The sequence below is a fragment of the Rhodococcus sp. (in: high G+C Gram-positive bacteria) genome (assembly GCF_049299235.1).
Lineage (GTDB): Bacteria > Actinomycetota > Actinomycetes > Mycobacteriales > Mycobacteriaceae > Rhodococcus.
In genome coordinates this window covers 38,684-65,344 of record NZ_JBAQXC010000288.1, presented here as the reverse complement: position 1 = coordinate 65,344, position 26,661 = coordinate 38,684, and the positions used below count along the sequence as shown (strand labels likewise).

General features: G+C 68.1%; 23 protein-coding genes and 1 pseudogene. 16 read left to right on the top strand and 8 right to left on the bottom strand.

Annotation, left to right across the window (positions count from 1 at the left end; all coding sequences use genetic code 11):
- Nucleotides 1-127 precede the first annotated feature (127 nt).
- From WAX14_RS17375 to hutG, 8 genes are all read left to right on the top strand, one after another.
- The gene (locus WAX14_RS17375; protein ID WP_422629290.1) at nt 128-793 is read left to right on the top strand and encodes an IclR family transcriptional regulator; all 666 of its coding nucleotides are present in this window, start codon (nt 128-130) and stop codon (nt 791-793) included.
- A 43-nt stretch (nt 794-836) separates the two neighbouring features.
- Nucleotides 837-1,625: an IclR family transcriptional regulator gene (locus tag WAX14_RS17370; protein ID WP_422629289.1), complete on the top strand. Its 789-nt coding sequence runs from the start codon at nt 837-839 to the stop codon at nt 1,623-1,625.
- A gap of 157 nt (nt 1,626-1,782) precedes the next feature.
- Nucleotides 1,783-3,342, top strand: coding sequence for a histidine ammonia-lyase (gene hutH / locus WAX14_RS17365; RefSeq protein WP_422629298.1), 1,560 nt, complete (start codon nt 1,783-1,785; stop codon nt 3,340-3,342).
- Nucleotides 3,339-4,418, top strand: coding sequence for a histidinol-phosphate transaminase (locus WAX14_RS17360; protein ID WP_422629288.1), 1,080 nt, complete (start codon nt 3,339-3,341; stop codon nt 4,416-4,418). The genes hutH and WAX14_RS17360 overlap by 4 nt, the downstream gene beginning before the upstream one ends.
- Nucleotides 4,419-4,499: 81 nt before the next feature.
- Nucleotides 4,500-5,864 carry an FAD-binding oxidoreductase gene (locus WAX14_RS17355; protein WP_422629287.1) on the top strand — a complete coding sequence of 455 codons (1,365 nt, stop codon included), beginning with the start codon at nt 4,500-4,502 and terminating at the stop codon, nt 5,862-5,864.
- A 178-nt stretch (nt 5,865-6,042) separates the two neighbouring features.
- Nucleotides 6,043-7,482 carry a purine-cytosine permease family protein gene (locus WAX14_RS17350; RefSeq protein WP_422629286.1) on the top strand — a complete coding sequence of 480 codons (1,440 nt, stop codon included), beginning with the start codon at nt 6,043-6,045 and terminating at the stop codon, nt 7,480-7,482.
- A 59-nt stretch (nt 7,483-7,541) separates the two neighbouring features.
- Complete coding sequence (gene hutI, locus WAX14_RS17345) at nt 7,542-8,759, top strand: imidazolonepropionase (protein ID WP_422629285.1); 1,218 nt, start codon at nt 7,542-7,544, stop codon at nt 8,757-8,759.
- Complete coding sequence (hutG, locus tag WAX14_RS17340) at nt 8,756-9,724, top strand: formimidoylglutamase (RefSeq protein WP_422629284.1); 969 nt, start codon at nt 8,756-8,758, stop codon at nt 9,722-9,724. The genes hutI and hutG overlap by 4 nt, the downstream gene beginning before the upstream one ends.
- A 19-nt stretch (nt 9,725-9,743) precedes the next feature.
- Here hutG and thiM read toward each other — a convergent pair whose 3' ends face one another.
- The 4 genes and pseudogenes from thiM to WAX14_RS17320 all read right to left on the bottom strand — a co-directional run bounded on the left by thiM (nt 9,744) and on the right by WAX14_RS17320 (nt 16,737).
- On the bottom strand, nt 9,744-10,580 hold the full coding sequence (thiM, locus tag WAX14_RS17335; protein ID WP_422629283.1) for a hydroxyethylthiazole kinase: 837 nt from the start codon (nt 10,578-10,580) through the stop codon (nt 9,744-9,746).
- Nucleotides 10,581-10,706: 126 nt separating this feature from the next.
- A pseudogene (locus WAX14_RS17330) lies at nt 10,707-13,712 on the bottom strand (bifunctional [glutamine synthetase] adenylyltransferase/[glutamine synthetase]-adenylyl-L-tyrosine phosphorylase); the annotation flags it as partial.
- An 86-nt stretch (nt 13,713-13,798) separates the two neighbouring features.
- Nucleotides 13,799-15,136 carry a type I glutamate--ammonia ligase gene (gene glnA, locus WAX14_RS17325; RefSeq protein WP_422629282.1) on the bottom strand — a complete coding sequence of 446 codons (1,338 nt, stop codon included), beginning with the start codon at nt 15,134-15,136 and terminating at the stop codon, nt 13,799-13,801.
- A gap of 83 nt (nt 15,137-15,219) precedes the next feature.
- A complete protein-coding gene (locus WAX14_RS17320; protein WP_422629297.1) occupies nt 15,220-16,737 on the bottom strand; it encodes an alpha/beta hydrolase in 1,518 nt (505 codons plus the stop codon).
- Nucleotides 16,738-16,999: 262 nt separating this feature from the next.
- Between WAX14_RS17320 and panB the strand changes: the two genes are divergently transcribed.
- The 7 genes from panB to WAX14_RS17285 all read left to right on the top strand — a co-directional run bounded on the left by panB (nt 17,000) and on the right by WAX14_RS17285 (nt 23,107).
- Nucleotides 17,000-17,848, top strand: coding sequence for a 3-methyl-2-oxobutanoate hydroxymethyltransferase (gene panB, locus WAX14_RS17315; RefSeq protein ID WP_422629281.1), 849 nt, complete (start codon nt 17,000-17,002; stop codon nt 17,846-17,848).
- A 134-nt stretch (nt 17,849-17,982) separates the two neighbouring features.
- Nucleotides 17,983-19,608 (top strand): GMC oxidoreductase, encoded by a 1,626-nt coding sequence (locus WAX14_RS17310; protein WP_422629280.1) that lies wholly within the window; start codon nt 17,983-17,985, stop codon nt 19,606-19,608.
- 80 nt (nt 19,609-19,688) lie between these two features.
- Complete coding sequence (locus tag WAX14_RS17305) at nt 19,689-20,111, top strand: hypothetical protein (protein WP_422629279.1); 423 nt, start codon at nt 19,689-19,691, stop codon at nt 20,109-20,111.
- A 17-nt stretch (nt 20,112-20,128) separates the two neighbouring features.
- Nucleotides 20,129-21,091 (top strand): prolyl aminopeptidase, encoded by a 963-nt coding sequence (gene pip, locus WAX14_RS17300; protein ID WP_422629278.1) that lies wholly within the window; start codon nt 20,129-20,131, stop codon nt 21,089-21,091.
- 71 nt (nt 21,092-21,162) lie between these two features.
- The gene (locus tag WAX14_RS17295) at nt 21,163-21,573 is read left to right on the top strand and encodes an ArsR/SmtB family transcription factor (protein WP_422629277.1); all 411 of its coding nucleotides are present in this window, start codon (nt 21,163-21,165) and stop codon (nt 21,571-21,573) included.
- A gap of 12 nt (nt 21,574-21,585) precedes the next feature.
- The gene (gene arsB, locus WAX14_RS17290) at nt 21,586-22,689 is read left to right on the top strand and encodes an ACR3 family arsenite efflux transporter (protein WP_422629276.1); all 1,104 of its coding nucleotides are present in this window, start codon (nt 21,586-21,588) and stop codon (nt 22,687-22,689) included.
- Nucleotide 22,690: 1 nt separating this feature from the next.
- Nucleotides 22,691-23,107 (top strand): arsenate reductase ArsC, encoded by a 417-nt coding sequence (locus WAX14_RS17285; protein ID WP_422629296.1) that lies wholly within the window; start codon nt 22,691-22,693, stop codon nt 23,105-23,107.
- 49 nt (nt 23,108-23,156) lie between these two features.
- On the opposite strand, the gene WAX14_RS17280 is transcribed toward WAX14_RS17285, so the two are convergent.
- Nucleotides 23,157-23,648, bottom strand: a complete 492-nt coding sequence (locus tag WAX14_RS17280) for an ArsI/CadI family heavy metal resistance metalloenzyme (protein ID WP_422629275.1) — start codon at nt 23,646-23,648, stop codon at nt 23,157-23,159.
- A gap of 94 nt (nt 23,649-23,742) precedes the next feature.
- On the opposite strand from WAX14_RS17280, the gene WAX14_RS17275 reads away from it, so the two are divergent.
- Nucleotides 23,743-24,102 (top strand): Rv2640c family ArsR-like transcriptional regulator, encoded by a 360-nt coding sequence (locus WAX14_RS17275; RefSeq protein ID WP_422629274.1) that lies wholly within the window; start codon nt 23,743-23,745, stop codon nt 24,100-24,102.
- Between the two features lie 140 nt (nt 24,103-24,242).
- Here WAX14_RS17275 and WAX14_RS17270 read toward each other — a convergent pair whose 3' ends face one another.
- From WAX14_RS17270 to WAX14_RS17260, 3 genes are all read right to left on the bottom strand, one after another.
- Nucleotides 24,243-24,785, bottom strand: coding sequence for a CHAP domain-containing protein (locus WAX14_RS17270; RefSeq protein ID WP_422629295.1), 543 nt, complete (start codon nt 24,783-24,785; stop codon nt 24,243-24,245).
- A gap of 97 nt (nt 24,786-24,882) precedes the next feature.
- Nucleotides 24,883-26,292, bottom strand: coding sequence for an RNB domain-containing ribonuclease (locus WAX14_RS17265; RefSeq protein ID WP_422629273.1), 1,410 nt, complete (start codon nt 26,290-26,292; stop codon nt 24,883-24,885).
- Between the two features lie 86 nt (nt 26,293-26,378).
- Nucleotides 26,379-26,558 (bottom strand): hypothetical protein, encoded by a 180-nt coding sequence (locus WAX14_RS17260; protein WP_422629272.1) that lies wholly within the window; start codon nt 26,556-26,558, stop codon nt 26,379-26,381.
- Between the last annotated feature and the right edge of the window lie 103 nt (nt 26,559-26,661).

The following is a 26,661-nucleotide window of genomic DNA, read 5'->3' as shown; positions in this document are numbered from 1 at the left end:
CGAGATTCTCGGTGAGGCCCGCTCGCGATAGATTCTCGGGCGTCGGCCGATCGGCCGGCGCCCCCGCGTGGGGCGACACGGTGTGGGAGTAACACGGTGTGGGAGCGACACGGTATGGGAGACACATATGGCCCCCGGTGACACGACGCGCAGCGTCGCCCGCGCATTCGAACTGCTCGGTGCGATCATCGAGCACGGTGGTCTGACCCTCGCCGACGCCGCGAAGACCACCGATCTTGCGACCAGCACGGCGCTGCGGCTGATCCGCAGCCTCGAACAGACCGAGTTCGTGCTCCGCGGTGAGGACAACGTCTACCGGGTGGGTCCGCGGCTGCTGCAGATCGGCGCCACCGCCATCGCCGACAACCAGTTGCTCCTGCGGGCACGGCCGGCCATGACCGAGATCGCCGCGATCACCCGGGAGTCGACATACCTGTCGGCGCCCGGGCCGCGGGGAACCGCACTGTATCTGGGGCAGATCGAAGGCACCCACGCGATCCGCCACATGGGATGGGTGGGGCAGACCGTTCCCCTCGTCGGGACGGCGGTGGGTGCTGCCCTGCTCGGCGAGGTGGGTGCGGACGGCTACGCGATCGCCCACGACACCATCGAGGACCACTCCACCGGCGTGGCCGCACCCATCTACGATGCGATCGGCCGCATCGTGGGGGCATTGAGCGTGGTCGGCCCGACCTACCGCCTCGACGACGACGTCTGCGCGCGGCACGGGCGGGTCCTCGTCGAGCACTGCACGCGGCTGTCGACGGAACTGGGAGGTACCGTCCCCTCGTAGCCGGTCGCCCCACCGCAGGCCGATTTCGAGAAGAGGAGTGTCGATGTCGACGAGCCGGGTCAAGTCCGCGGAACGCGCGCTCGACGTGCTCGATCTGCTCGCCCGGCGGGGCGTGCCGATGGCCGCGACGGAGATCTCGAGTGCCCTGGACCTGCCCAAGAGCACCACCCATCACTTGCTCAACGTGATGCGGGACCGACGGTTCGTCGCGTACTGGCCCGACCAGCGCGCCTGGACGCTCGGCGTTTCCGCGTTCGAGGTGGGCGCGTCGTACATGCGGTCCGGCCCGCTGCACCGCGAGGGGCAACGCCACATGGTCGCGCTCACCCAGGCCGCCGACGAGACCTCACATCTGGCTGTCCTGCAGGGCACCGACGTCATCTACCTCGACAAACGTGAGCCGCTCAAGCCGGGCGTCCGTTTGGTGACTGAAGTCGGCACCCGACTGCCCGCGCACCTGACGGCCGTCGGGCGCGCCATCCTGGCACGTCTCGATCCCGAACAGCTCAGTGCGCTGTACGCGGGGTACACCTGGCCGTCGCGGACCGGCGAGGGACCGGCATCGCTCGACGACCTGCGGACCCTGCTGCGGGCCGATCGTGCACGGGGATACGCGGTGGAGCGGGATTCGACCACCAACGGTGTCACCTGCATCGCGGGACCGGTCGTCACCCGGGACGGACGTCCGGTGGCCGCGCTGGGTGTCGCGTACCCGACCGGGGCACGCACCGACTCCGATCTCGCCGAGCTTGCCGAACTCGTCACCGATGCTGCCGCCCGCTTCTCGGACAGCCTCAGCGACCGCATGACCGAGGAGGCCTTCGAGTCCTGAGCCGGAATCCGGGGTCGCGAGCGGGCACCTCTGATTCCCTGACTCCCACCCACCTATTGTCTTACATGCCAGACTATGGTCTCGTATACAAGACACAATGTTCTCACGGCCACCGATCCACCGCGACCGCCGAGCCGTCCTCGCCTTCGGAGTCCTCATGATCCACACCACCCGATCCACCGGCATCGTCGATGTCGGAATCGGACCCGTCTCCATCCAGGACGTCGTCGACGTCGCCCGCCACGGCCAGGGGGTGCGCCTCACCGACAAGACCCTCGCCGCGATCGCGCACTCACGCACGCGCATCGCCGATCTCGCCGCCGATTCCCGCCCGGTATACGGCGTCTCCACCGGCTTCGGTGCGCTGGCCACCCGCCACATCCCACAACAAATGCGAACCCAACTGCAGCGCAGCCTGATTCGATCACATGCCGCCGGCTCCGGCCCCGAAGTGGAGCGGGAGGTCGTCCGCGCACTGATGCTGCTGCGCCTGTCGACGCTCGCGACCGGCCGCACCGGGGTGCGCCCCGAAGTCGCACAGGCCTACGCCGACCTGCTGACCGCAGGAATCACACCGGTGGTCCACGAGTACGGCAGTCTCGGCTGCTCCGGCGACCTCGCCCCACTGGCGCACGTCGCGCTCGCGGCGTCCGGGGAAGGGCCGGTCCGCACGGCGGACGGCCAGCTCGTCGATGCGTCCGTGGCGCTCGCCGAGCACGGCCTGACCCCCGTCGTCCTGGCGGAGAAGGAGGGTCTGGCCCTGATCAACGGCACCGACGGCATGCTGGGCCAACTCGTGCTCGCCGTCACCGACCTCGACCATCTGCTCACACTCGCCGACATCGCCGCCGCGATGAGCGTCGAAGGCCTGCTGGGCACCGACCGGGTGTTCGCCGCCGATCTGCAAGCACTGCGGCCGCATCCCGGACAGGCCACGGCCGCCGCCAACATGACGCGCCTGCTGGCCGGGTCGCCCATCGTCGCGAGCCACGCCGGACCCGACGACACCCGTGTGCAGGACGCCTACTCACTGCGCTGCGCCCCGCAGGTGGCAGGCGGTGCCCGCGACACCGTCGAGCATGCCCGCACGGTGGCGCTGCGCGAACTCGCCTCTGCCATCGACAATCCGGTCGTCACCGTCGACGGCCGGGTGGAATCGAACGGCAACTTCCACGGCGCCCCCATCGCCTATGTGCTCGACTTCCTCGCGATCGTCGCAGCCGACGTCGCGAGCATCAGCGAGCGTCGCACCGACCGGTTCCTGGACGTCGCCCGCAACCACGGCCTGCCGCCGTTCCTCGCCGACGACCCCGGCGTGGACAGCGGACTGATGATCGCCCAGTACACGCAGGCCGCGATCGTCTCCGAACTCAAACGCACGGCCGCGCCCGCGAGCGTCGATTCCATTCCGTCGTCGGCGATGCAGGAGGACCACGTGTCGATGGGATGGTCCGGCGCCCGGAAGCTGCGCCGCGCGGTCGACGGACTCACCCGCGTGCTCGCCATCGAGATCCTCACCGCGGCACGAGGAATCGACCTGCGTGCACCGTTGCAGCCGGCACCGGGCACCGGTGCCGTGGTCCGCGCCGTTCGCGAAGTCGTCGCGGGGCCGGGCACCGACCGGTTCCTCGCACCCGAGATCGACCGGGTGGTCGAACTCGCCGCGTCCGGCGCGCTGGTCGCCGCCGCCGAACACGAGGTCGGAGCGCTCCGGTGACCCGCCCATCCGTCCTCCCCCGGCCTCGACCCGAGATCGACGCGCTGCCCAGGTATTCGACGGCATCGGGCGCCGCAACGGTTCGCCTGCGCGCGTCGAGCAACGAAGCCACCGTTCCCCCGTCCCCCGCCGTCGTCGAGGCGATCGCGCGCGCCGGTGCCCGCGGGCACCTGTACCCGACCCTGTTCGCCGACGCCCTGGTGGCCGCCCTGGCCGAACGACTGTCCGTGCTGCCCGACGCGGTGCTGACCGGTGCGGGTTCACTCGCACTGCTCCAGCAGGTTCTCACCGCCTACACGGGCCCCGGCACCGAAGTGGTCCATGCGTGGCGCAGCTACGAGGCGTACCCGATCCTCATCGGGATCACCGGGGCCACCGCGGTTCCCGTTCCGCTCGATGCGCAGCATCGACACGACGTCGATGCCATGCTCGCCGCGCTGACGCCGCGCACGCGCGCGGTGCTGGTGTGCAATCCGAACAACCCGACCGGGACCGAACTCACCGACACCGAGGTGCGCCGACTCCTGGACGGGCTCCCCTCGCACATCCTGGTGATCCTCGACGAGGCCTACCGCGAGTTCGCCGAGGAACAGGTCGACGGGGTCGCGCTGCTGCGTGAATACCCGAACGTCGTCGTGTTGCGCACATTCTCGAAGGCGTACGGACTCGCGGGACTACGAGCCGGGTACGCGATCGCAGACTCCGAGGTCGCGGCACCACTACATGCGGCTGCTCCCCCGTTCGGTGTGAGTTCGGTGGCCGAAGCCGCGGCGTGTGCGGCGCTGTCGGACTCGGCGCACACCGATCGGGTCGTGGCGACGGTGCGATCCGGGCGCCACCACCTGCGCTCCGGGCTGTCGAATCTGGGAATCGAAACGCCACCCAGCGGAGGCAATTTCGTGTGGATTCCGGTGGGCGACCGGGCGACCGAACTCGAGGCGGCCTGCGTCGCGCGCGGCGTCTCCGTCCGCACGTTCACCGGCGACGGTGTGCGGGTGACCGTCGGTGATCGGGACGCCGAGAACGCGGTGCTCGCCGCCGTCACCGACCTCACCGCCCGTCCCGGCCCACACTGAACCCGGCTCACACCGAACCCGGTCCACACTGAACCCGGTCCACACTGAACCCGGCCGCCCGCACCCGACGAAGGAGCACCGATGCCCCTCACCGCACTCGCCGACACCCTCGGCTCGAGCCGACTGGTCACCGACCCGGACATCATGGACGCCTACACCAGGGACGAGGCCCACCTGGCAGTCCCCGGCCGGCCACTGGCCGTGCTGCTCGCGGACTCCACCGACGATGTCTCGGCAGCATTGGCGTGGGCGACCGCGCACCGGGTTCCGGTGGTGCCAAGGGGCGCCGGAAGCGGCCTGGCCGGTGGCGCCACCGCGATCGACGGCTGCCTGGTCGTGTCGACCGCGGCGATGCGCACCATCGTCGAACTGAACGCCGCGGACCAACTGGCGGTGGTGCAGGCCGGTGTGGTGAATGCCGATCTCGACCGGGCCGCTGCCGAGCACGGTCTGATGTACGCGCCGGATCCGAGCAGCTTCCGGATCTCCACGATCGGCGGGAACATCGCCACCAACGCGGGTGGACTGCGCTGCGTCAAGTACGGCGTGACCCGCGACTCCGTTCTCGGGCTCGAGGTGGTCCTCGCCGACGGCCGGATCCTGCGCACCGGGCACCGCACGGTCAAGGGGGTCGCCGGCTACGACCTGACCGGGCTCCTGGTCGGCTCAGAGGGCACCCTCGGGATCGTCACCGGCGCGACCGTACGCCTGCGACCCCGCCCGCCACGGGAACCGGCGACGATCGTCGGTAGTTTCGCGTCGCTGCGCGCCGCCGCGGACGCGGTCGCCGCCGTCGTGCGCGCGGGGATCGGGCCGAGCCTGCTCGAGCTCATCGACCGGGCCACATTGGTGGCCATCGACGAGTGGAAACGCATCGGCCTCGAACCCGGCACCGAGGCGATGCTCATCGCACAGGCCGACGGTCCCGACGCGGAGGTGGCCGCCGCCGCGATCGAACGGCATTTCACCGACGCCGGAGCCGACTTCGTCGCACTGTCGCACGACCCCGCCGAGTCGGCCCAGTTGCTCGAGATCCGCCGCCTCGCGTATCCCGCGGCCGAGCGACTGGGGCAGTGCCTGGTCGAGGACGTCGGGGTGCCGCGATCGCGGCTGCCCGACATGGTCGAGTCCATCGAGGAGATCGCGCGTCGGCACGACGTCACCGTCATGACGGTCGCGCACGCCGGGGACGGCAATGTACATCCGACCTTCGTGTTCGACCGGCTCGCGGACGGATCGGTTCCGGACGAGGTGTGGGCGGCCGCGGACGAGGTGTTCCGGCGTGCCCTCGATCTGGGCGGCACCCTGACCGGTGAGCACGGCGTCGGCGTCCTGAAGCGACGCTGGATGGCGCTCGAGGTGGGAGACGTCGGTATGGATCTCCATCGCGCGGTGAAGGCCGCGTTCGACCCGCTCGGCCTGATGAACCCGGGGAAGGGCTTCTGACCTGCGACCAGGGAAAACCGTCCGACTTCGCGCTCGACTGTTGACAGACTTGTATATACAGGCCTATACATTTCACATCGGCATGACGTGATCCAGCGCACACGCACGAAGTAGGTGGACGTCACCCCCGGATCTCGACCCGCCTCACGGTGCGGTCACCGCAGAGAGAGCAGGCACGATGACACACGACGGCAGCACATCCGAGGTGCTCCTCACCCCGGAACGACGCACCATCGACGTTGTTCCCGATGACGAACGCCACGGAACCCCGCGCAGCCAGTTCACCCTGTGGTTCGGCGCGAACATGCAGATCACGGCCATCGTCGACGGTGCCCTTGCCGTCGTCTTCGGCGCCGACGCACTGTGGGCCATCCTGGGCCTGCTGATCGGCAACGTCTTCGGCGGCGCCGTGATGGCACTGCACTCCGCGCAGGGGCCCCGCATGGGCCTGCCGCAGATGATCTCGAGCCGCGCGCAGTTCGGCGTCAAGGGCGCGGTCATCCCCCTCGTGCTCGTGATCCTGATGTACCTGGGCTTCGCCGCCACCGGCACCGTCCTGGCCGGGCAGGCCGTGAACAAGGTGCTCGGCATCGACAACGCGACGGTCGGCATCGTCATCTTCGGTCTGCTCACCGCATTCGTCGCGGTCACCGGCTACAAGCTGATCCACATCGTCGGGCGCATCGCGACCGTCGTCGGCATCATCGGCTTCACCTATCTGGCGGTCCGCCTCTTCCTGGAATACGACGTCGCCGCGTACGTCGGCGTCATCGACTTCGACATCGTGACCTTCCTGCTGGCCATCTCGCTCGGCGCAGGCTGGCAGTTGACCTTCGGTCCGTACGTTGCCGACTACTCCCGCTACCTGCCGCGCACGACCAGCGAACGCACCACCTTCTGGTCGACCTTCCTCGGCAGCGTCATCGGATCGCAGTGGTCGATGACCTTCGGTGCGCTCGTCGCCGCCGTCGCAGGCGAGGCATTCCTCGGCAACCAGGTCGGCTTCATGGGCGAACTCGCCGGCCCGGCGATCATCGCGTTCCTGATCTACCTGGTGATCGTGGTCGGCAAGTTGACCGTCAACGTCCTCAATGCCTACGGCGGATTCATGTCGATCCTGACCACCGTCACCGCGTTCAACGGCCGGACCCACATCTCCACGAGGGCACGCACGCTCTACATTCTCGGCTTCACCGTCGTCTCGATGTTCATCGCGATCGCCGCCAGCGCGGACTTCCTGGACAATTTCAAGAACTTCGTCCTGGTGCTGCTCATGGTGTTCACGCCGTGGAGCGCGATCAACCTGATCGACTACTACCTGATCTCGAAGGAACGCATCGACATTCCCGCGCTGTACGACCCGAACGGACGATACGGAGCCTGGAACGTCCCCGCCCTGATCGTCTACGGCATCGGTGTACTCGTTCAGATTCCGTTCCTGGCCCAGAAAATGTACACCGGCCCGATCACCGACATGCTGGGCGGCGCGGATATTTCCTGGATCGTCGGCATCGTGTTCACCGGATTGATCTACTACCCGGTCGCCAAGCGGACGAACCACCCGCCGGCCACGATGATCTACCCGGCGCACACCACGATGGTCGACACCCGGGCCTGAACCCCGGCCACCGAAACACCGAAACACCGACCCCCACACCAGTCACCCAGGAGCCTCACGTGACCACGACCGGTCCCCGGACCACCGCACTGACGAACATCGGCACCCTCGTCACCAACGACCCCGCATTCGGCGACGGCGCCCTGGGAATCCGACACGACGCAGCGGTCGTCTTCGAGGACGGCGTGGTCGCGTGGGTGGGTGACTCGGCGGACGCCCCGGCCGCCGACACCGGCCACGATCTCGGCGGCCGGGCCGTGCTGCCCGGATTCGTCGAAAGCCACTCGCATCTGGTGTTCGCGGGCGAACGCGCCGAGGAATTTGCCGCCCGAATGTCGGGCGAGAAGTACGCCGCGGGTGGTATCCGCACCACCATCGAGGCGACACGCGCCGCGAGCGACAACGACCTCGCCGCGAACGTGCGCCGCTTGCTCGACGAATCACTGCGTTCGGGCAGCACCACCGTCGAATGCAAGACCGGCTACGGGCAGACCACAGCCGACGAACTGCGCAGCGCGCAGATCGCCGGACGCTTCACCGACGAGGTCACCCTGCTCGCGGCGCACGTCCCGCCGCCCGAGTTCACCGGCCGCGCCGACGATTACGTCGCGATGGTGGTCGACGAGATGATTCCCGCCTGCGCCCCGCACGCGAAGTGGATCGACGTATTCTGCGAACGCGGCGCCTTCAACCGTGAACAGGCGCACGCGGTGCTCGGCGCCGGTATCGCGCACGGACTGATACCCCGTGTGCACGGCAACCAACTCGGCGAGGGTCCGGGCGTCCGCTTGGCCGTCGAGATGGGTGCGGCCTCGGTCGACCACGTCACCTACGTCGACCGCGCCGACATCGACGCCCTCGCCGGTAGCTCGACGGTGGCGACCCTGCTGCCGGGCGCCGACTTCTCCACCCGCAACAAGTATCCCGACGCTCGCGCGCTTCTCGACGCAGGCGTCACGGTCGCGCTGGGCGCGGACTGCAATCCCGGCACCTGCTACACCACCAACCTCCCGTTCTGCATCGCCATCGCCGTCCGCGACATGCACATGACGCCCGACGAGGCCGTGTGGGCCGCGACGGCCGGCGGTGCCCGTGCGTTGCAACGCGAGGACGTCGGTAGCCTGCGCATCGGTGCCCGCGCCGATGCAATCGGACTGGACGCACCGTCGCATCTGCACCTGGCCTACCGTCCGGGTGTGCCGCTGATCCGCGAGGTGTTCAAGGACGGCGTGCTCGCCGCCGACAGCACCGCGACCACCGCAGGGAGCCACGCATGAGCTACCAGATCGACGTCGACATCGCCCCCGTACCCTGGTCCGGTCGCATCGACGGCGACACCCCGGACCATCTGCGCTGGCACCAGGCCATCACCCCGTATGCCCCCGAACCCGGCTCCGGCACCGTCCTGATCGGGTTCGCCAGCGACGAAGGTGTCCGCCGCAACAAGGGACGGCGCGGCGCCGCGAGCGGTCCCGACGCGCTGCGCGGCGCCCTCGCGTCGATGGCGCTCCCCGAACCGTTACCCCTCACCGATGCCGGCACCATCACGGTGACCGGCGAGGACCTCGAAAGCGGCCAGGCCGCCCTCGGCCGGGCGGTATCGGCGGCACTCGATGCCGGGCGACTCCCGGTCGTCCTCGGCGGCGGTCACGAAGTCGCCTACGGCACCTACCTGGGTGTCGCCGCATCCGAACTGCGGCACCGACATCCCCGCCTCGGCATCCTCAATCTCGACGCGCACTTCGATCTCCGCACCGACCCGGTGCCGAGCTCGGGCACACCGTTCCGGCAGATCGCCGAGGCCGAGGACACCGCGGGCACGAGGCACCGGTACGACGTCCTCGGTATCAGCCAGCCCAGCAACACCACCGCGCTGTTCGACACGGCGCGACGCCTCGGCGTCCGGTTCCTCCCCGACGACCGGTGCGGTCTCCTGGACCGCGCCGTCGTGGACGAGTTCGTCGACGACTTCCTCGCCGATGTCGACATCGTCTACCTGACAATCGATCTGGACGTCCTACCCGCCGCCGTCGCCCCCGGCGTGAGTGCACCCGCGGCCTACGGTGTCCCCCTCGAAACGATCCAACACGTCTGCGACCGGGTGAGTGCCAGCGGACAACTCGCCGTCGTCGACGTCGCCGAACTCAACCCGTCGCTCGACGTGGACGGCCGCACCGCCCGGACGGCGGCCCGACTCATCCACCGCATCGTCGGCGCACACGTCCCGCCCACGAGGTCGTGAACCACATCGGTTCGGGGCACTACTCCGGGAAGTGGAGTTCCTCGATGCGAACGCGTTCCCGCACCGCATCCGCATCGACCGTGTACAGCGCGTCGAGGTAGGCGACGGCGAACGAACCCGGCCCCGCCGAGTTCCCCTCCGCGATCTCGGCGGCAACCGCGACGTGCGAGTGCGCGGCCGCTAGACCGATCAGCGGAGTCGGCGCCACCGCCAGATAGGCGGCGACCAGACCACCGAGAGAACAACCCGTGGCGGTCACGCGCGGCAACAGCGCACTACCTCCTGCGATACGGACCCCCACGATCGCACCATCACGCCCACGCCCGACCAAATAGTCGACCGGACCGGAAGCCGATACCACATCAGCATATTCGAGCAACGCACACGCAGCAGGCAGCGCAGCCTCAGCCGTGGCCGCGCTGTCGACGCCGCGAGTGTCGCCACCGAACCCGGCAAGCGCGATGATCTCCGACGCATTGCCACGAATCGCGGTGGGACGCAACACCAACAACTCGACGGCCAACCCGGTGCGCCACGGCAATCCCCCGACACCGACCGGGTCGAGCACCCACGGGATTCCGGCGTCATGCGCGGCGCCGGCAGCCGCGATGAACGCCGCAGCCGTACCGTCGTCCGGTGTGCCGAGATTGACCAGAACACCACCGGCGATCCGCGCGAATCCGGCCGCCTCATGGACATTGTCGATGTGCGCGTTGACAGCTCCGGCCGCGAGCAACACATTGGTCACGAAATTCGCCGAGACAACATTCGTCAACGACTGCACCAGCGGCACCCGGGTGCGCAACGCATCGAGCGCGGCAGCCACCTCGTCAGCGGTCGGGGCGTTCGATGTCACGCACACTCCTGTCGGAGAAGGAAATTCGGGTAGCTCCGCCGACCGCGCAGCACCGGCTCAGCGTCCACTGTCGGCACCGCCGATGCGTCCACTGTCGGCACCGCCGATGCGTCCACTGTCGGCTCCCCCGAAGATCCTCTCGACAACACCACGGGCACGGCGCGTCACCCGCAGGTAGTGGTCGAGGAACTCCGACGCGTCACCGGTCCATCCCGCAACCCTCGCGACGGCGGTGAGTACCTTGCCCGGGCCGGGCAGTTGATCGGTCGGTTTGCCCCGCACCAGCACCAGCGCATTGCGGGCACGGGTCGCCGTGATCCAGGACTCGCGCAACAACTCGACATCCTCCTCGCTCACCAACTCGGCGGCGCCGATCGCATCGAGCGTCTCGAGCGTCGAGGTGTTGTGCAGCGCCGGGATTCGATCGGCGTGCTGCAACTGCAGCAACTGCACGGTCCATTCGATGTCCGCGAGTCCGCCGCGACCCAACTTGGTGTGTGTCGCGGGGTCCGCGCCGCGTGGCAGTCGCTCCGCGTCGACGCGGGCCTTGATCCGCCGAATCTCGCGGACAGCGTCCTGCGACACCCCGCCCGCCGGATAGCGCACCGCGTCGATCATGTGCAGGAAACGCAAGCCCAGATCCGGGTCGCCTGCCGCGGGGTGCGCGCGGAGCAGTGCCTGCACCTCCCACGCCTGCGCCCACTGCGCGTAGTACGCCTGGTACGCGGTCAACGTCCGCACGAGCGGCCCACTCCTGCCCTCCGGCCGCAGACCGGCGTCCACTTCGAGAGGCGGGTCGGTACTCGGTGCGCCGAGCAGTGTGCGGACCTGTTCGGCGATCTGGTTGGCCCACTTCACCGCCACGGCGTCGTCGGCACCGGGCAGCACCTCGCACACGAACAGCACATCAGCGTCGGATCCGTAGCCGAGTTCGGCACCGCCGAGCCTACCCATACCGATGACCGCGATACGCGCCGGTGCCGGGCCCTGCTTCTGCTCGGACGCGCGGATCACCGCGGCCAACGCCGCCTCCAGCACCGCGGACCACACGCTCGACAACGCCCGGCACACCTGGGGAACGTCGAGCATGCCGAGGATGTCGGCGCTCGCAACACGGGCGAGTTCGGCGCGGCGCAACGACCGGGCCGCACCGATCGCACGGACCGGATCGTCGTACCGCGCCGACGAGGTGACGATCGCCTTGGCGACCTCGTCGGGTTGCGGTTCGAGCAGTCGCGGTCCGCTGACACCGTCGGCGAACAAACGCACCACATCGGGGGCGTTGATGAGCAGGTCCGGGACGAACGCAGACGATCCGAGCACCGTCATCAGCCGTTCCGCGACCGACGGTTCGTCGCGCAGAGTCCGCAGGAACCACACCGCGTTGTACATGGCATCGGACAGCCGACGGTAGGCCAACAATCCCGCATCGGGATCAACTGTGTCGCTGAGTGATTCGAGTAGCTGAGGAAGTATCAGCGCCTGGATTCGCGCTTTCCGCGAGGCACCTCCGGACAGGGCGGTCAGGTGCCCGAGTGCGTGCTCCGGTGCGCTGTAGCCGAGTGCCGCGAGCTGACGTACAGCACCTTCCGGCGACAGGCTCACCGCATCCGCGTCGAGTCGCGCCACCGATTCGAGGAGCGGCCGGTAGAACAGCTTGGCGTGCAGTTTACGGACCCGAGCCGAGTTCCGTTTAACCTCCGACTCGAGCACCCCGAGCGCATCGTTGCGGCCGTCCGGCCGCATGTGTGCGGCACGCGCCAACCAGCGCAGCGCTTCGCGGTCGTCTGCGGGCGGTAAAGTATGGGTGCGTTTGAGTTTCTGCAGTTGCAACCGGTGTTCGAGCAACCGCAGGAACTCGTACGAGGCCCGCAGGTTCGCGGCATCGTCGCGACCGACATATCCGCCGTCGGCGAGCGCCGACAACGCCTCGACGGTGTTGGGCACTCGCAACGATTCGTCGGCACGGCCGTGCACGAGTTGCAGGAGCTGGACGGCGAATTCGACGTCGCGCAGGCTGCCGCGGCCCAGTTTGAGTTCACGGTCGCGCAGTTCCGCCGGCACGAGTTCCTCGACGCGACGACGCATCGCCTGCACTTCCGGCACGAACGCTTCACGCTCGGATGCTGTCCACACCATCGGACTGAGCGCCTCGATGTAGCGGCGGCCCAGTTCCAGGTCGCCCGCCATCGGGCGGGCCTTGAGCAACGCCTGGAATTCCCACGTCTTGGCCCAGCGGGTGTAGTAGGCGATGTGCGAGTCGAGGGTGCGGACCAGTTCGCCGCGTTTCCCTTCGGGGCGCAGTGCCGCATCGACTTCGAAGAACGCCGATGTGCCGATCCGCATCATCTCACCGGCGATGCGGCTCGCGCGGGCATCGGCCGGCTCGGCCACGAACACGACATCGACGTCGCTGACATAGTTCAATTCGCGTGCACCGCATTTACCCATCGCGATGACAGCGATGTCGATCGGGCACGGACCGTCCGGAATGATCGTCGCCACCGCGACGGCCAGCGCCGCAGTCAGCGCCGCGTCGGCGAGATCCGCGAGCATGTGCCCGACCTCGATATACGACAGGACCGGCTCGTTCTCGACGGTCGCGGCGAGATCCGCGGCGGCGATGAGCATCAACTGATCCCGGTAGCACGTGCGCAGCACCGGAATCGCGGCCGAACCGGAGACCGCGGCGCGATAGACCAGCGGGTCGTTGCCGCCCCCGGGTTCGGCGACCGCATCGACGCTGTCGAGCATGCGTGCGGTGAACGAGTGCCGGTCCGGCAGTTCCAAGGTTCCCGTGAGCATCTGCCAGCGATCCGGGTGCGCCACGACGTGATCTCCCAGTGCCGCGGACGCACCGAACAGCCCGAACAACCGTCCCCGTAGCCCCTTGTCGAACCGCAGCGCGGTGTCGAGTTCGGTCCATCCCGCGTCCCCGAGTGCCTCGTGCAGGCGCGCGAGGGTCCGGAGCGCGAGGTCGGCATTCGCGGCTCGGGACAGCGACCACAACAGTTCGATGCTGTCGGTGCCGTTCCATGCGAGTTGTGCGAGTTCGGCTGCGGCCGTGGGTTCGACGAGTCCCAGCCGGCCCGGTCCGGGAATCGCGGACCGGGCGGGCGGCGGTTTCACCACGCGCCCACCCCCGGTTCCGTCCCGGCCGGTTTCCTGTCGACGTTCCCTGCCCGCGGTCGCACGCCACTCACCCTACTCACGTCCGGCTACAGACCGAGATACTGCTCCAGCTCGAACGGTGTGACCTGACTACGGTAGTTCTCCCACTCCCGCCATTTGTTGCGCAGGAAGAAGTCGAACACGTGCTCGCCGAGCGCTTCGGCGACCAGTTCGCTCTTCTCCATCTCGCGCAGGGCGATGTCGAGGTCGGTCGGCAGTTCGCGGTAGCCCATCGCGCGACGCTCCGCGGAGGTCAACGCCCACACGTCGTCCTCGGACTCGGGCGCGAGCTCGTAGCCCTTCTCGATACCGCGCAGTCCGGCGGCCAGCAACACCGCGAACGTCAGGTACGGGTTGCAGGCCGAGTCGGGGGTGCGGATCTCGACGCGCCGCGACGACGCCTTGTTCGGCGTGTACATCGGCACACGCACCAGCGCCGAGCGGTTCGACGGGCCCCAGCAGGCGGCCGTGGGGGCTTCGCCACCGTGCACGATGCGCTTGTAGGAGTTCACCCACTGATTGGTGACGGCGCTGATCTCGTTGGAATGTTCGAGGATTCCGGCGATGAACGCCTTGCCGGTCGCGGAGAGCTGCAGCGGATCGTCGGGGTCGTGGAACGCATTGTTCTCGCCCTCGAACAGGCTCATGTGCGTGTGCATCGCGGAACCCGCGTGCTCCTGGAACGGCTTGGGCATGAACGTCGCGCGGACTCCTTCGGCCATCGCGATCTCTTTGACCACGTAGCGGAAGGTCATCACGTTGTCGGCCATCGACAGCGCATCGGCGTAACGCAGGTCGATCTCCTGCTGGCCCGGTGCGGTCTCGTGGTGACTGAACTCCACCGAGATGCCCATCGATTCGAGCGCGTCGATCGCGTGCCTGCGGAAGTGCGGCGCCGACCGGTGCACGGACTGATCGAAATAGCCGCCGTCGTCGGCCGGAATCGGTGCCGCGCCCGCCTCACCGTTCTCGATGAGGAAGAACTCGATCTCCGGGTGCACGTAGCAGCTGAAGCCCAGGTCGGATGCCTTGTTGAGTTGACGGCGCAGCACGTGCCGCGGGTCCGCCCAGCTCGGTGTTCCGTCGGGCATGGTGATGTCGCAGAACATCCGTGCCGAATACTGGTGGGCTCGATCGTCCGTCCACGGCAGCACCTGGAAGGTGGTGGCATCGGGGCGCGCCACCATGTCGGCCTCGGAGATGCGGGAGAAGCCCTCGATGGCCGAGCCGTCGAACCCGATGCCCTCCTCGAAGGCTCCTTCGAGCTCGGCCGGGGCGATCGCCACGGATTTCAATGTGCCCACGACGTCGGTGAACCACAGACGCACGAACCGAATGTCGCGCTCTTCGAGGGTGCGGAGCACGAACTCCTTCTGGCGATCCATAGGGCGAGACTAGGCACTGGGCGTTAACTCCGTGTTACATCGGTGAGTTATCGGTACGGCGTGTCGCTCACACTCACCGGCGGTCAGCAGTGCGGGTCGGATTCCGGCACCTCGAGCGACACCAGATACCGGATCACCGGGTCGTCGACGCACTGCTCCCCGTCGAGTACCACCGTGTGCTGCGTTCCGGTGAAACTGATGAGTGCGCCCCCCAACTGACGGGCCAGATCCACCCCGGCCTGGTACGGAGTCGCGGGGTCCTCGGTGGTCGAGACGACCAGCACCGGCGCCAGCCCCGGGACGTCCGGGGTGTGCGGCTCTCCGGTGTTGGGAACCGGCCAGATCGCGCACAGGTCGAGCGGCGCCTGCCCCGTCCCGCGTCCGTCGTCCAGGAACGGCGCGACCTCCCGGAACCGGGTGTCGGCCTCGCCCGCCACAGCCCGATCGGTGATCCGCGGGTCGTCGACGCACCGGATCGCGTTGAACGCGTCGTTGATGTTGCTGTAGGTGCCGTCCTCGGCGCGCCCCTCGTACATGTCGGCGAGCAACAGCAGCGTGTCGCCGTCGCCGTCGGACAGCGACGTCAGGCCACCGCGCAGCGACCCCCACAGACTCGGCGAGTACAGCGCCTGTTGCACACCGGTGATCGCGTCACGGTGACTGAGCCCCCGCGGATCGGTGGTGCGCGCAGGGGTCGCGACGAGCGGATCGACCAGCGCGCGGAATCGGGTGACCGCCTGCGCAGGATCGTCGCCGAGCGCGCACGTGTCGTAGCCGGCGCAGTCCGCGGCGAACGCGTCGAACGCCGTCTGGAATCCGGCGGCCTGCAGCATCACCTCGTCGACGGGCCCCTGCTCGGGGTCCAGCGCACCGTCCAAGACGAGCGCGCGGACACGATCGGGGAACGTCTCCGCGTACACAGTGCCCAGGCGCGTGCCGTACGAGAAACCGAGGTACGTCAACTTCTCGTCGCCGAGGACCCCTCGGATCACGTCCATGTCGCGAACCACCTCGCGCGTCCCGACATGGGCGAGCAGATCCACCCCCGACCGCTCGACGCACGCGTCGGCGTACTCCTGGTTGCGCTTCTCGGATTCGGCGATGCCCTCGGGTGTCATATCGCCGTCGTCGAGTGCCCGCTCGGCGTCCGCCTCCGCGTCGGTCAGGCAGAGCACCGCGGGTTCGGACTCGCCGACACCACGCGGATCGAACCCGATGACGTCGAATCGATCGGCGAGTTCCGTCGAGGTGGCGACGGTGGCCATGCCGAGACCGGACGCACCCGGCCCACCCGGATTGACCAGCATGGATCCGATCCGATCACCGCTCGCCGCCACCCGCGAGATCGCGATCGTCGCGGTGGCGCCGTCGGGGTCGGCGTAGTCGAGGGGGACGGTGATGCGCGCGCACTGCGCGCCCGCACGTTTCAGATAGCTGCCGTCGGCGCCGAAGTCCGTGCACGACTCCCACGTCACCGGTTGCTCGTAGAACCGTTCCAGTCCGTCCGGAACACCGACCGGGGCCGCGGGCACCGCTGTCGTCGTGGTGCTCTCGGGAGCGGAACTGCACGCGGTGACCAGCGCGAGACCGGCGACCGCCACGCCGGCGAGGACACGGGAGCGGAGCCCGCTGGTGGGTTTCGGCCCTGCGGTGGGTTTCGGCCCTGCGGTGGGTTTCGGCCCTGCGGTGAGTTTCGGCACGGCACCGATGCTAGCCACGGCGTCTGCCGGACCGAACAGGCAGCGAACTGTGACCAATCGCACCGACCGGCCCGATGCACCCGCAGCGGGGACGGTGGCAGACTCGGGGTCGTCATCACCAACCCGGGGACCCGAACGGGCCTCGAGGCAGAAAGGGACAGCGATGTCCGACAACATGACTTCCGTGTACGGCGGCGGAGCCGCGTCCGAGACCCCCAAGCGCAAGACTCGCGTGCATCATCTGCAGGCGATGAAGGCCGAGGGCCGACGCTGGGCCGAGCTGACCGCCTACGACTACTCCACCGCCCGCCTCTTCGAGGAGGCGGATATTCCGGTGCTGCTCGTCGGAGATTCCGCCGCGAACGTCGTCTACGGCTACGACACCACCGTGCCGGTCACCGTCGACGAGATGTTGCCGCTGGTCCGCGGCGTCGTCCGCGGCGCACCGCACGCGCTCGTGATCGCCGACCTGCCGTTCGGCACGTACGAGGCGTCACCCGAGCAGGCACTCGCGACGGCGATCCGGTTCATGAAGGAGGGCGGCGCCCACGCGGTGAAGCTCGAGGGCGGCGAACGCGTTGCCCCGCAGATCGCGGCGATCACCGCGGCCGGCATTCCGGTGCAGGCCCACATCGGATTCACCCCGCAGTCCGTCAACACCCTCGGCGGGTTCCGTGTGCAGGGCCGCGGCGACGGTGCCGAACAACTCGTCGCCGATGCGATCGCGGTCGAAGAAGCCGGCGCGTTCTCCGTCGTGATGGAGATGGTCCCGGCCGAACTGGCCGGCCAGGTAACCCGCAAGCTGACCATCCCCACCGTCGGTATCGGCGCGGGCAGCGAGTGCGACGCACAGGTTCTGGTGTGGCAGGACATGGCCGGGTACACCAGCGGCAAGACCGCCAAGTTCGTCAAGAAGTTCGGCAACGTCGGCGACGAACTGCGGCGTGCCGCAACGGAGTACGCCGCCGAGGTCGCCGCGGGCACGTTCCCCGGCCCGGAGCACTCGTTCTGACCGCCCCGGCTGATCGGCGTCACACCCGGTAGGGATGGCTTTGGAACCGGTGCGGCGGTTACAGTAACCGCCGGTAGCGGACGGGCCGGACGGCCCGCTCCCGGTTGCGCCGGACACCTTATGGGGGGCATTGGATGAAGCGACGTCGTTTCCTGCAGGCATCGACCTTGGCGGCAGCCGCCATGTTCGGTCCGGGACTCGCCGGGGCTCGCCCCGCGTCCGCCCTGCCGGTCGGATCCGACGCCTACCCGCGTTTGGTACCCGAACTCTTCGCCGCTCCTCCCACCGCACCCGACCACTCCGAGGTCATCGTCGTCGGATCCGGTTTCGGCGCGAGCGCCGCCGCGCTGCGCCTGGCCGAATCCGGCAGCCGTGTCACCGTCCTCGAACGTGGCCTGCGCTGGCCGCGCGACCCGCAGCGCGAAATTTTCACCACCGACCTGCTCGCCGACGGCCGCGGCCTCTATCACCGCAAGGCGTTCATCGGACCGACCGGCGTCCCGGTCATCTGCGACGATTTCGCCGGTGTCCTCGACGTCGTCGACTATCCGAATCTGTCGGTGTGGAACGGTGCCGCGGTCGGTGGTGGCTCGATCGTGTTCACCGGGGTGATGATCGCGCCGGAGCAGCGCTTCTTCGAGCACGTGTTCGGTTCCCGGCTCGACTATCGGGAGATGAACTCCACCTGGTATCCGAAGGTGCGGTCGATGCTGCGCCTTCAGGCGATGCCCGACGACGTCTATGCCGCCGCCGAGTTCACCCACTCGCGGCGGTGGGACGACGACGCCCGCGCCGCCGGATACGCCCCGCACCCCATCGACGGCATCTGGAACTGGGATGTCGTGCGGGACGAGCTCGCCGGACGGGTCCGACGCTCGGCGATCGCCGGTGAGAGCAACCTCGGCAACTCCAACGGCGCCAAGTTCGACCTGACCCAGAACTACATTCCGGCGGCCGAGAACACCGGACGGGCACTCGTGTGCCACGCGCACCGGGTGCTCGCCGTCGGTCAGGAACCCGACGGCCGGTACCGCGTCGAGGTCGACGTCGTCGACCCGTTCGGTGCGGTACTGCGCTCGCAGACACTGACCTGCGACAAGCTTGTGCTCGGCGCCGGGTCGGTCGGCACCACCGAACTGCTGCTGCGTGCCCGCCACACCGGAGCGCTGGCGAACCTCAACGACCACGTCGGCCGCGGCTGGGGCACCAACGGCGACGCCGTGCTGGTCCGTTCGTTCGCCGTCACCGACGGTTTCGGTGGCGATCAGGGTGCCCCGTCGGCATCGCGGATCGTCGACGAGACCGGGATGCCGCTGAGTCTCGAGAACTGGTTCGTGGCGGGTACTGCGAAGGATGTGGGCATGCTCGCGTCTCTCGGCATGACCCTCGACTCGCGCCGCACCGACGTCACCTACGACGCCGGCACCGACCGGGCCGTCGTGAACTGGCCGGCAGGCGGCGAACGGGACAGTGTCGACGCGCTGCGCGCCGTGCACAACGCGATGGCGGAGGCCGGGGGCACCGTGCCGGGGGCGAAACCGATGGCCACGGACGTCAACGCGTCCTTCACTGCTCATCCGCTCGGCGGTGCCGTCCTGGGTGAGGTCACCGACGGCTACGGTCGTGTGCACGGGCATCGCGGCCTGTACGTCGTCGACGGCGCCCTGATCCCCGGGAGCACCGGCACGGCGAATCCGTCGCTGACGATCGCCGCGCTCGCCGAACGCAACATCGCGCGGATCATCGCCGACCGCGGGTGAGTGGTGGCGGCGGCAGGCTCCGGTGCGCGGGTGGCACACTCGGTGTCGACATCGACCCGCCCGACCCCAGAGGTGAATCCATGACCGGACTCCGACGCACACTGACCGCGGCCGTCGCCGCTGCCGCCACGATCACTGTGCTCGGCGCCTGCGCGCCCGGATCCGCCCCCGCGCCCGGCACCCCGACCGATCCCGCACCCGCCGACGCCGGCACCCCCACAGCACTTCCCGGTGGGGTCACCGAGGCGCAGGCAGCGGACCTGTGTACCCGGATCGACGGCCAGTTGCAGAGCTGGCGCACTTACACGCCGTCGATGAGCAAGCCGGGCCTGAATCTGCTCGTCGGCGAGTGGGGCGCCGCGAACGGCGTCGATCTGATCGCGCTGGCCGGTGACCGTGGCCGCATCGACGAGATCACCGCCGCGCAATGCCCGGATATTCGCGACGAGGCACTGAAGGCGCTCGAGATCCCGGACTTCGCGTCCTCGCTCGTGGGCTACTGATGACGCCTGGACTGCCGATGACACCGCGGCGCGGGCCGTATCCCCCGATCGCGCCGCACGAGCAGGGCATGCTCGACGTCGGCGACGGCCAGCACGTGTACTGGGAGGTCAGCGGCAACCCGAACGGCAAGCCCGTGGTGTTCCTGCACGGCGGCCCCGGCGGCGGAACATCCCCGGCGCACCGGCAGTTCTTCGACCCGGCCGCCTACCGCATCGTGCTGTTCGATCAGCGCGGCTGCGGCCGGTCCGTACCCCACGTCGCAGACGGTGCGGACCTGTCCACGAACACCACCGACCATCTGCTCCGCGACATCGAACTGTTGCGCACGACCCTCGGAGTCGACCGCTGGCAGGTGTTCGGCGGCTCCTGGGGATCGACGCTCGCGCTTGCGTACGCGCAGCGGCATCCCGAGCGAGTCACCGAACTTGTCCTGCGCGGGATATTCCTGTTGCGGCGCAGCGAGATCGACTGGTACTACAACGGTGGGGCCGGACAGATCTACCCCGATCTGTGGGAGAAGTTCTGCGCACCGCTCGCCGGCGCCGCACCAGGCGAGCATCCGGTCGACACCTACCATCGACTGCTGCACTCCCCCGATCCGGACGTCGCGCTCGACGCAGCGGTCGCGTGGTCGACGTGGGAAGGTGCGACGAGTTCGCTGCTGCCCCGGCCGGAGCATGTCGCCGAGACCGGGCAGCCGCGGTTCGCGTTGGCGTTCGCCCGGATCGAGAACCACTATTTCCACCATCGCGGCTTCCTCGACGACGGCCAGTTGCTGCGGGATGCGCACTTGCTGAAGGGTATTCCCGGGGTCATCGTGCAAGGCCGCTACGACGTGGTGTGCCCGGCGACGAGCGCGTGGTCGCTACATCGGGCGTGGCCGGAGTCGACGCTGCACATCGTCGACGATGCCGGGCACGCCGCGAACGAACCCGGCATCATCCATCGCCTCGTCGAGGCCACCGACCGGTTCCGGTAGTCGCGCGGTCGAGCACCGCCGGGGCCACCATCCGCGTTGAGAATTGATTCGACAAGTGTCAATATTGATACATGTCGAAACAGCTGGGCCCGGACGATGAAGCGTGCTGCTCGCCGTTGGTGTGCGAGCCCCTGACCGCGGATTCGGCGGGTGACCTGGCGCGGATGTTCAAGGCACTCGGGGATCCGGTCCGCCTCCGGTTGCTCAGCCTCGTCGCCTCCCACGCCGGCGGCGAGGCCTGCGTGTGCGACATCTCCGGCTCGTTCGATCTGTCGCAGCCGACGATTTCCCATCACCTCAAGGTGCTTCGCGAAGCCGGACTGCTCGACTGTGAACGCCGCGGGACCTGGGTGTACTACGGGGTGATCCCGTCGGCGTTGGCACGACTGTCCGCGATCCTGTCACCCGAATCAGGTGTCGCCCAGGGTTCGACCTGCACCTCCGTCGCTGCCGATGCGGGCGCGGGCGCGGTGACACGGTGACACGGTGACACGGTGACCGAGCCGACCGACCACCGTACTGTCGTCGGCAAACTCTCCACCCTCGACCGATTCCTTCCGATGTGGATCGGCGTCGCGATGGCCGCCGGTCTGCTGCTCGGCCGCCTGATCCCGGATCTCGGGGACACTCTGAGCGCTGTCGAGATCGACGGCATCTCGTTGCCGATCGCCCTGGGCCTGTTGATCATGATGTATCCGGTGCTGGCGAAGGTCCGCTACGACCGCCTCGGCACCGTCACCGGCGACCGCAGACTACTGATCGGGTCGCTCGTGCTGAACTGGGTCGTCGGCCCGGCGCTGATGTTTACCCTGGCCTGGATCTTCCTTCCGGATCTGGCGGAGTACCGGACCGGCCTGATCATCGTCGGCCTGGCCCGCTGCATCGCCATGGTGATCATCTGGAACGATCTGGCCTGCGGTGACCGCGAAGCCGCCGCCGTACTGGTAGCGATCAACTCAGTATTCCAAGTCGTCATGTTCGCGGTGCTCGGCTGGTTCTATCTCTCCGTCCTGCCCGGCTGGCTGGGCCTCGAGCAGACCACCATCGACACGTCACCGTGGCAGATCGCGAAGTCTGTGCTGATCTTCCTCGGTATCCCACTGCTCGCCGGGTTCCTCACCCGCTACTACGGCGAGAAGGCGAAGGGCCGCACCTGGTACGAGCAGAAATTCCTCCCCCGAATCGGCCCGTGGGCGCTGTACGGTTTGCTGTTCACCATCGTCATCTTGTTCGCCCTGCAAGGGGATCGGATCACCTCGCACCCGGTCGACGTCGTGCGCATCGCGATCCCGCTGTTGGCGTACTTCGCAATCATGTGGGGCGGTGGCTTTCTCCTCAGCGCCGTCATGGGTCTCGGCTACGAGCGCACCACCACCCTCGCGTTCACCGCCGCGGGCAACAACTTCGAACTCGCCATCGCCGTCGCGATCGCGACCTACGGCGCCACCTCCGGGCAGGCCCTCGCCGGGGTGGTCGGCCCGCTGATCGAGGTGCCGGTGCTCGTCGGCTTGGTGTACGTCTCCCTCGCGCTGCGCACACGCTTCACCCCACCCGCAACCACGACCACCGCCGCCCCGGCGGCAATGAAGGAGCCCTGACATCGTGGCCGCACCGTCCGTGTTGTTCGTCTGCGTCCACAACGCCGGCCGCTCCCAGATGGCCGCCGGATTCCTCACCGCGCTGGCCGAAGACCGGATCGAGGTCCGCTCCGCCGGCAGCACACCGGCCGACCGGGTCAATCCGGCGGCGGTCGCGGCGATGGCCGAAGTCGGTATCGACATTTCCGAACAGAACCCGAAGATCCTCACTGTCGACGCCGTGCAGGCATCCGATGTGGTGATCAGCATGGGGTGTGGGGACACGTGCCCAGTCTTCTCCGGAAAGTCCTACCGCGATTGGGTTCTCGACGACCCTGCCGGGCAGGGCATCGACGAGGTTCGGTCGATCCGCGACGCGATCAAGACCAGAGTCGAGGCCCTGATCGCCGAGTTGACCACGCAACCTTTCCCGCGCTGACTGCGTCGTGGTGATCTGCAGCAGCAGTTTCCGTCAGCAGCGGCCTCCGTCAGCAGCAGGACGTTGCGGGCGCATTTCCTCGATTCGCCTCGGCCTGCGCGGCGGCGGTACCGCAGCACAGCCCACCCTCGACGCCGACCCGGTCGTCGAGATGTTGCGGGCTCTTCCCGAACGTCTCGGAATCTGCGAGGACGGTGTAGACCTCCCACTTCTCCCCGTCCGGACCGGTCACCCACACCTTGTCCTGGGTGGAGAAGCAACAGGTGGTGCCGATCTCCTCGTCGGTGAACAAGCCCGCACCGGTAAGGCGGGCAATCTCGGCGTGCACCGTCTCCGTCGATTCGACCTCGACGCCGAGGTGGTTGATGGTGCCGCCCTTTCCTGGATTTTCGAACAGCACCAGCTTCAGGGGTGGCTCGGCGATCGCGAAGTTCGCGTATCCGGGCTCGAGCTTGGCCGGTGCGGTGCCGAACAGTTTCGCGTAGAACGGGACCGCTTCCCGCAGGTCGTCGACGTTGAGGGCAAGTTGTGCGCGTGACATGACCATCCACCTTCTCTACATATGTCGAATTTATCCCTCGTTCAGGATTACACCTTTTTCACATAAGTCAAGATGGTCCGGTAGGATCGTCGCCATGCCCAAGGCACTCCCGGTCATCGACGTCTCCGCCCCCATCTGCTGCGCCCCCATCTCGGCCGCATCGATGACCGACGCCACCGCGCTCGAGTTGGCATTGCGCCTCAAGGCGCTCGCCGACCCGGTTCGCATCAAGTTGATGTCGATCCTGCTCACCGACGCCGAGAACGCTGTGTGCACCTGCGACCTCGCCGTCGGCCTCGGCCTCGCCGAATCAACCGTCAGCCACCACCTCACCCAACTCCGCAAGGCGGGCATGGTCGAATCGCAGCGCCGAGGCATGAACGTGTACCACTTGGCCGACAGGCGGGCGCTCGACGCACTACGCACCGTCCTGGACCCGAACTGTTGCCGCTGAACAACGCGAACTCACGCCCCAGTGGCCGGACAGGTCACCGGCGTTCCTCACTGCGATGTACGGAATCCGTACCGCGACAGGCGATCCAGAAATATTACAGAGTTCGGTAGCGCCGAACAGTCAGACCGTGAGGTCAGGACTCAGTCGCCCAGGAGCCCGAATCCGACGACCGCCGGATCCGACTCCCAATCCAGGTTGTGCACCCGGATTCGGCCGAACTCGTTGCCGCCGACCGTGATCGCGGAGGCACCGTCGACGGCGACCACAATGTTGGTGTGCTGACCGACCCAACTGGTGTTGTCGTAGAGCACCACATCACCGACGCCTGGCCGATAACCGGAACCGATGGGTTCGAAACGGCCTTCCTGCTGGTAGTACTCCTGCAACGTATACACCCCCGGGATCCGCCAGTACCCCGAATTCGGATTCGACAGCGGCATGCCGGCTTCACGCATGATCCAGCTCACGAAGTCGGCGCACCACGGTTCCTCGACACCCTCGGAATAGAAGGTGCCGGGCCGCTGCGAGTCGTGTTCCTGTGCGAGCAACTCGACGACCCGAGCCTGCGGTGGCGCCAGCGCCGCCGTGTCGATCTCCGGGAACGGTTCGGTGTCCCACGGCAGATAGCGACTCGGTGCGAACCACAACACGAGCCCGGCCAGCGCGGCGACCACCGCGACCACCGCGACGAACGCAACGGCGAACCGGCGACGATGCGGGGAGCGGCCGGATGCGGGGGTGGCGGCGGGACGAGTGTCGGTCACACCGTCGACGGTACCGTCACGACGAATACGCGAACTGCACCTTCCTCGTCACCGGGTCGGCCACGTCGAGAGTGACCCGCACCTGCGTGCCGTCGGCGGGGCCGCCGGAGCACGGGGCAATGACCGTTTCGGACGGGACGAACACCTTGGCGTCACGTCGGCCGTTCGCGCCCTCGAGCACGGTCGCATCGAACGTCTCGCCGATCCGCGGCGCCAACACGGTCGCCTCGGTCAGGTCGATGCACGTGCGGGCAATTTTTCCGGCGGCCGAATCCGACGCCGACATGATGCCCGGCATGGCGGCCAGTTCGTCTCGGATCGCCTGCGGCACCTCCGCACCCGCGCTGACAGCAAGGCACACCTCGATGGTGTACCGGTCCGACAACCGCCGCAGCGGAGCTGTGACATGCGCATACGGGGCCCCGATCGCGCCGTGCACCAGCAGATCCGGCAACGAGCCGTCGAGCACCCCGTAGGACGCACCGCGCAGCAACGCCGGGGCCTCGCTCATCAGCACCAAGGTGGTGGGCAGGTTCGCATCCAGGCCCGCCAGGAAATTACCGACAGGCATACCGGCGGGCCACGGAACATCCAGGGCCGCTGCGGTGTGCCGCAACGCGGCGACCGCGGCCGGATCGGCCGGCGGAAGAGTCCGCAATAAACCGACCTTCGCGTCGATCATCATCGCCGCCGCACACATCCCGGTCAGCAACGACACCTGCGAATTCCAGTCGTCGGCATCGGTACGCGGTTCGATCCGCAACGCCCAGCCGTCCCCGTCGGCGACGACGTCCTGCTCCGGCAACCGTAACTCGATCGCACCCCGCGACCGCGCGGCCACCTGACGCAGCCGACCGAAATCCGGCAATACCTGGATCGACGGATGCAGCGTTCCGGCGTCCGCGTCGGCCTGCACCCCGGCATAGTCCAGACGTGCCACCGAACGCACCACTGCACGACGCACGGTTACGGAGACGGGTTCGGCGGCCGCATCGAGTTCCATCCGCCACAGCGCCGCGGGCCGGATCACCCCGGGCAGCAAACTCGCCGAGGCCTCCGCCAGTTCGCGCGGATGCAGCGGTACCGATCCGTCGGGCAGGTAGTAGGTCTGGCCCCGCCGGTGGCTCTCGACGTCGACGGCACCACCCGGTTCGACGACGGCATGCACGTCGGCGATCGCGTAGTGCAGGACGAACCCGGCGTCGGTGCGTTCGAGATGCAATGCTTGGTCGAGGTCCATCGACCCGGGCGGATCGATCGTCACGAGCGGCAGGTGCGTGTGGTCCTCCCGCGATGCCGCGAACCGGTCAGTGCTGGTGCGGGCTTCGGTTACCGCAGCCGACGGATATCGATCGTCGAGCCCGAACTCGGCACGAACGGCACCGAAGTCGATCGCGGGCGCGACGACAATGCGTGTGTTCACCACGGGCGCGTACGACTCCTCGGTATTTCCAGCTCAGTTGTTCCAGCTCAGTTGTTCCAGCTCAGTTGTTCCAGGTCGGTTGTTCCAGGTCAGTTGTTCCACTCGTCGTCGGCGTCGTCCGCGGACTTGTTGCGTTCGGCCGCGATCTCGAGCGCGCGTTCGGCGGTGGCACGGTCCGGATAGGGGCCCATCCGATTCAGCGCGTTGGGGTCCTTACCCTGCCCGACCTTGCCGGTGCTCACGTCGTAGTACCAACCGTCGTCACTCATGTCCGACAGTCTGCCCCACCCGGTGCTCTGCGACAGAGCGAACCGGACGGTCCGGCGCGGCTGGTACCGTCGCGACCGGTCCCCCGATCCCGAAATGTGAACA

What these genes read in the sequence shown, in the direction of transcription:
- WAX14_RS17355 (WP_422629287.1), top strand. Translation starts at nt 4,500, where the DNA reads ATGCCCCTCACCGCACTCGCCGACACCCTCGGCTCGAGCCGACTGGTC.
- hutH (WP_422629298.1), top strand. Translation starts at nt 1,783, where the DNA reads ATGATCCACACCACCCGATCCACCGGCATCGTCGATGTCGGAATCGGA.
- WAX14_RS17260 (WP_422629272.1), bottom strand. Translation starts at nt 26,558, where the DNA reads ATGAGTGACGACGGTTGGTACTACGACGTGAGCACCGGCAAGGTCGGG.
- WAX14_RS17375 (WP_422629290.1), top strand. Translation starts at nt 128, where the DNA reads ATGGCCCCCGGTGACACGACGCGCAGCGTCGCCCGCGCATTCGAACTG.
- WAX14_RS17305 (WP_422629279.1), top strand. Translation starts at nt 19,689, where the DNA reads ATGACCGGACTCCGACGCACACTGACCGCGGCCGTCGCCGCTGCCGCC.
- WAX14_RS17370 (WP_422629289.1), top strand. Translation starts at nt 837, where the DNA reads ATGTCGACGAGCCGGGTCAAGTCCGCGGAACGCGCGCTCGACGTGCTC.
- WAX14_RS17280 (WP_422629275.1), bottom strand. Translation starts at nt 23,648, where the DNA reads ATGTCACGCGCACAACTTGCCCTCAACGTCGACGACCTGCGGGAAGCG.
- hutG (WP_422629284.1), top strand. Translation starts at nt 8,756, where the DNA reads ATGAGCTACCAGATCGACGTCGACATCGCCCCCGTACCCTGGTCCGGT.
- panB (WP_422629281.1), top strand. Translation starts at nt 17,000, where the DNA reads ATGTCCGACAACATGACTTCCGTGTACGGCGGCGGAGCCGCGTCCGAG.
- glnA (WP_422629282.1), bottom strand. Translation starts at nt 15,136, where the DNA reads ATGGATCGCCAGAAGGAGTTCGTGCTCCGCACCCTCGAAGAGCGCGAC.
- pip (WP_422629278.1), top strand. Translation starts at nt 20,129, where the DNA reads ATGACACCGCGGCGCGGGCCGTATCCCCCGATCGCGCCGCACGAGCAG.
- WAX14_RS17310 (WP_422629280.1), top strand. Translation starts at nt 17,983, where the DNA reads ATGAAGCGACGTCGTTTCCTGCAGGCATCGACCTTGGCGGCAGCCGCC.
- WAX14_RS17295 (WP_422629277.1), top strand. Translation starts at nt 21,163, where the DNA reads ATGTCGAAACAGCTGGGCCCGGACGATGAAGCGTGCTGCTCGCCGTTG.
- WAX14_RS17275 (WP_422629274.1), top strand. Translation starts at nt 23,743, where the DNA reads ATGCCCAAGGCACTCCCGGTCATCGACGTCTCCGCCCCCATCTGCTGC.
- WAX14_RS17350 (WP_422629286.1), top strand. Translation starts at nt 6,043, where the DNA reads ATGACACACGACGGCAGCACATCCGAGGTGCTCCTCACCCCGGAACGA.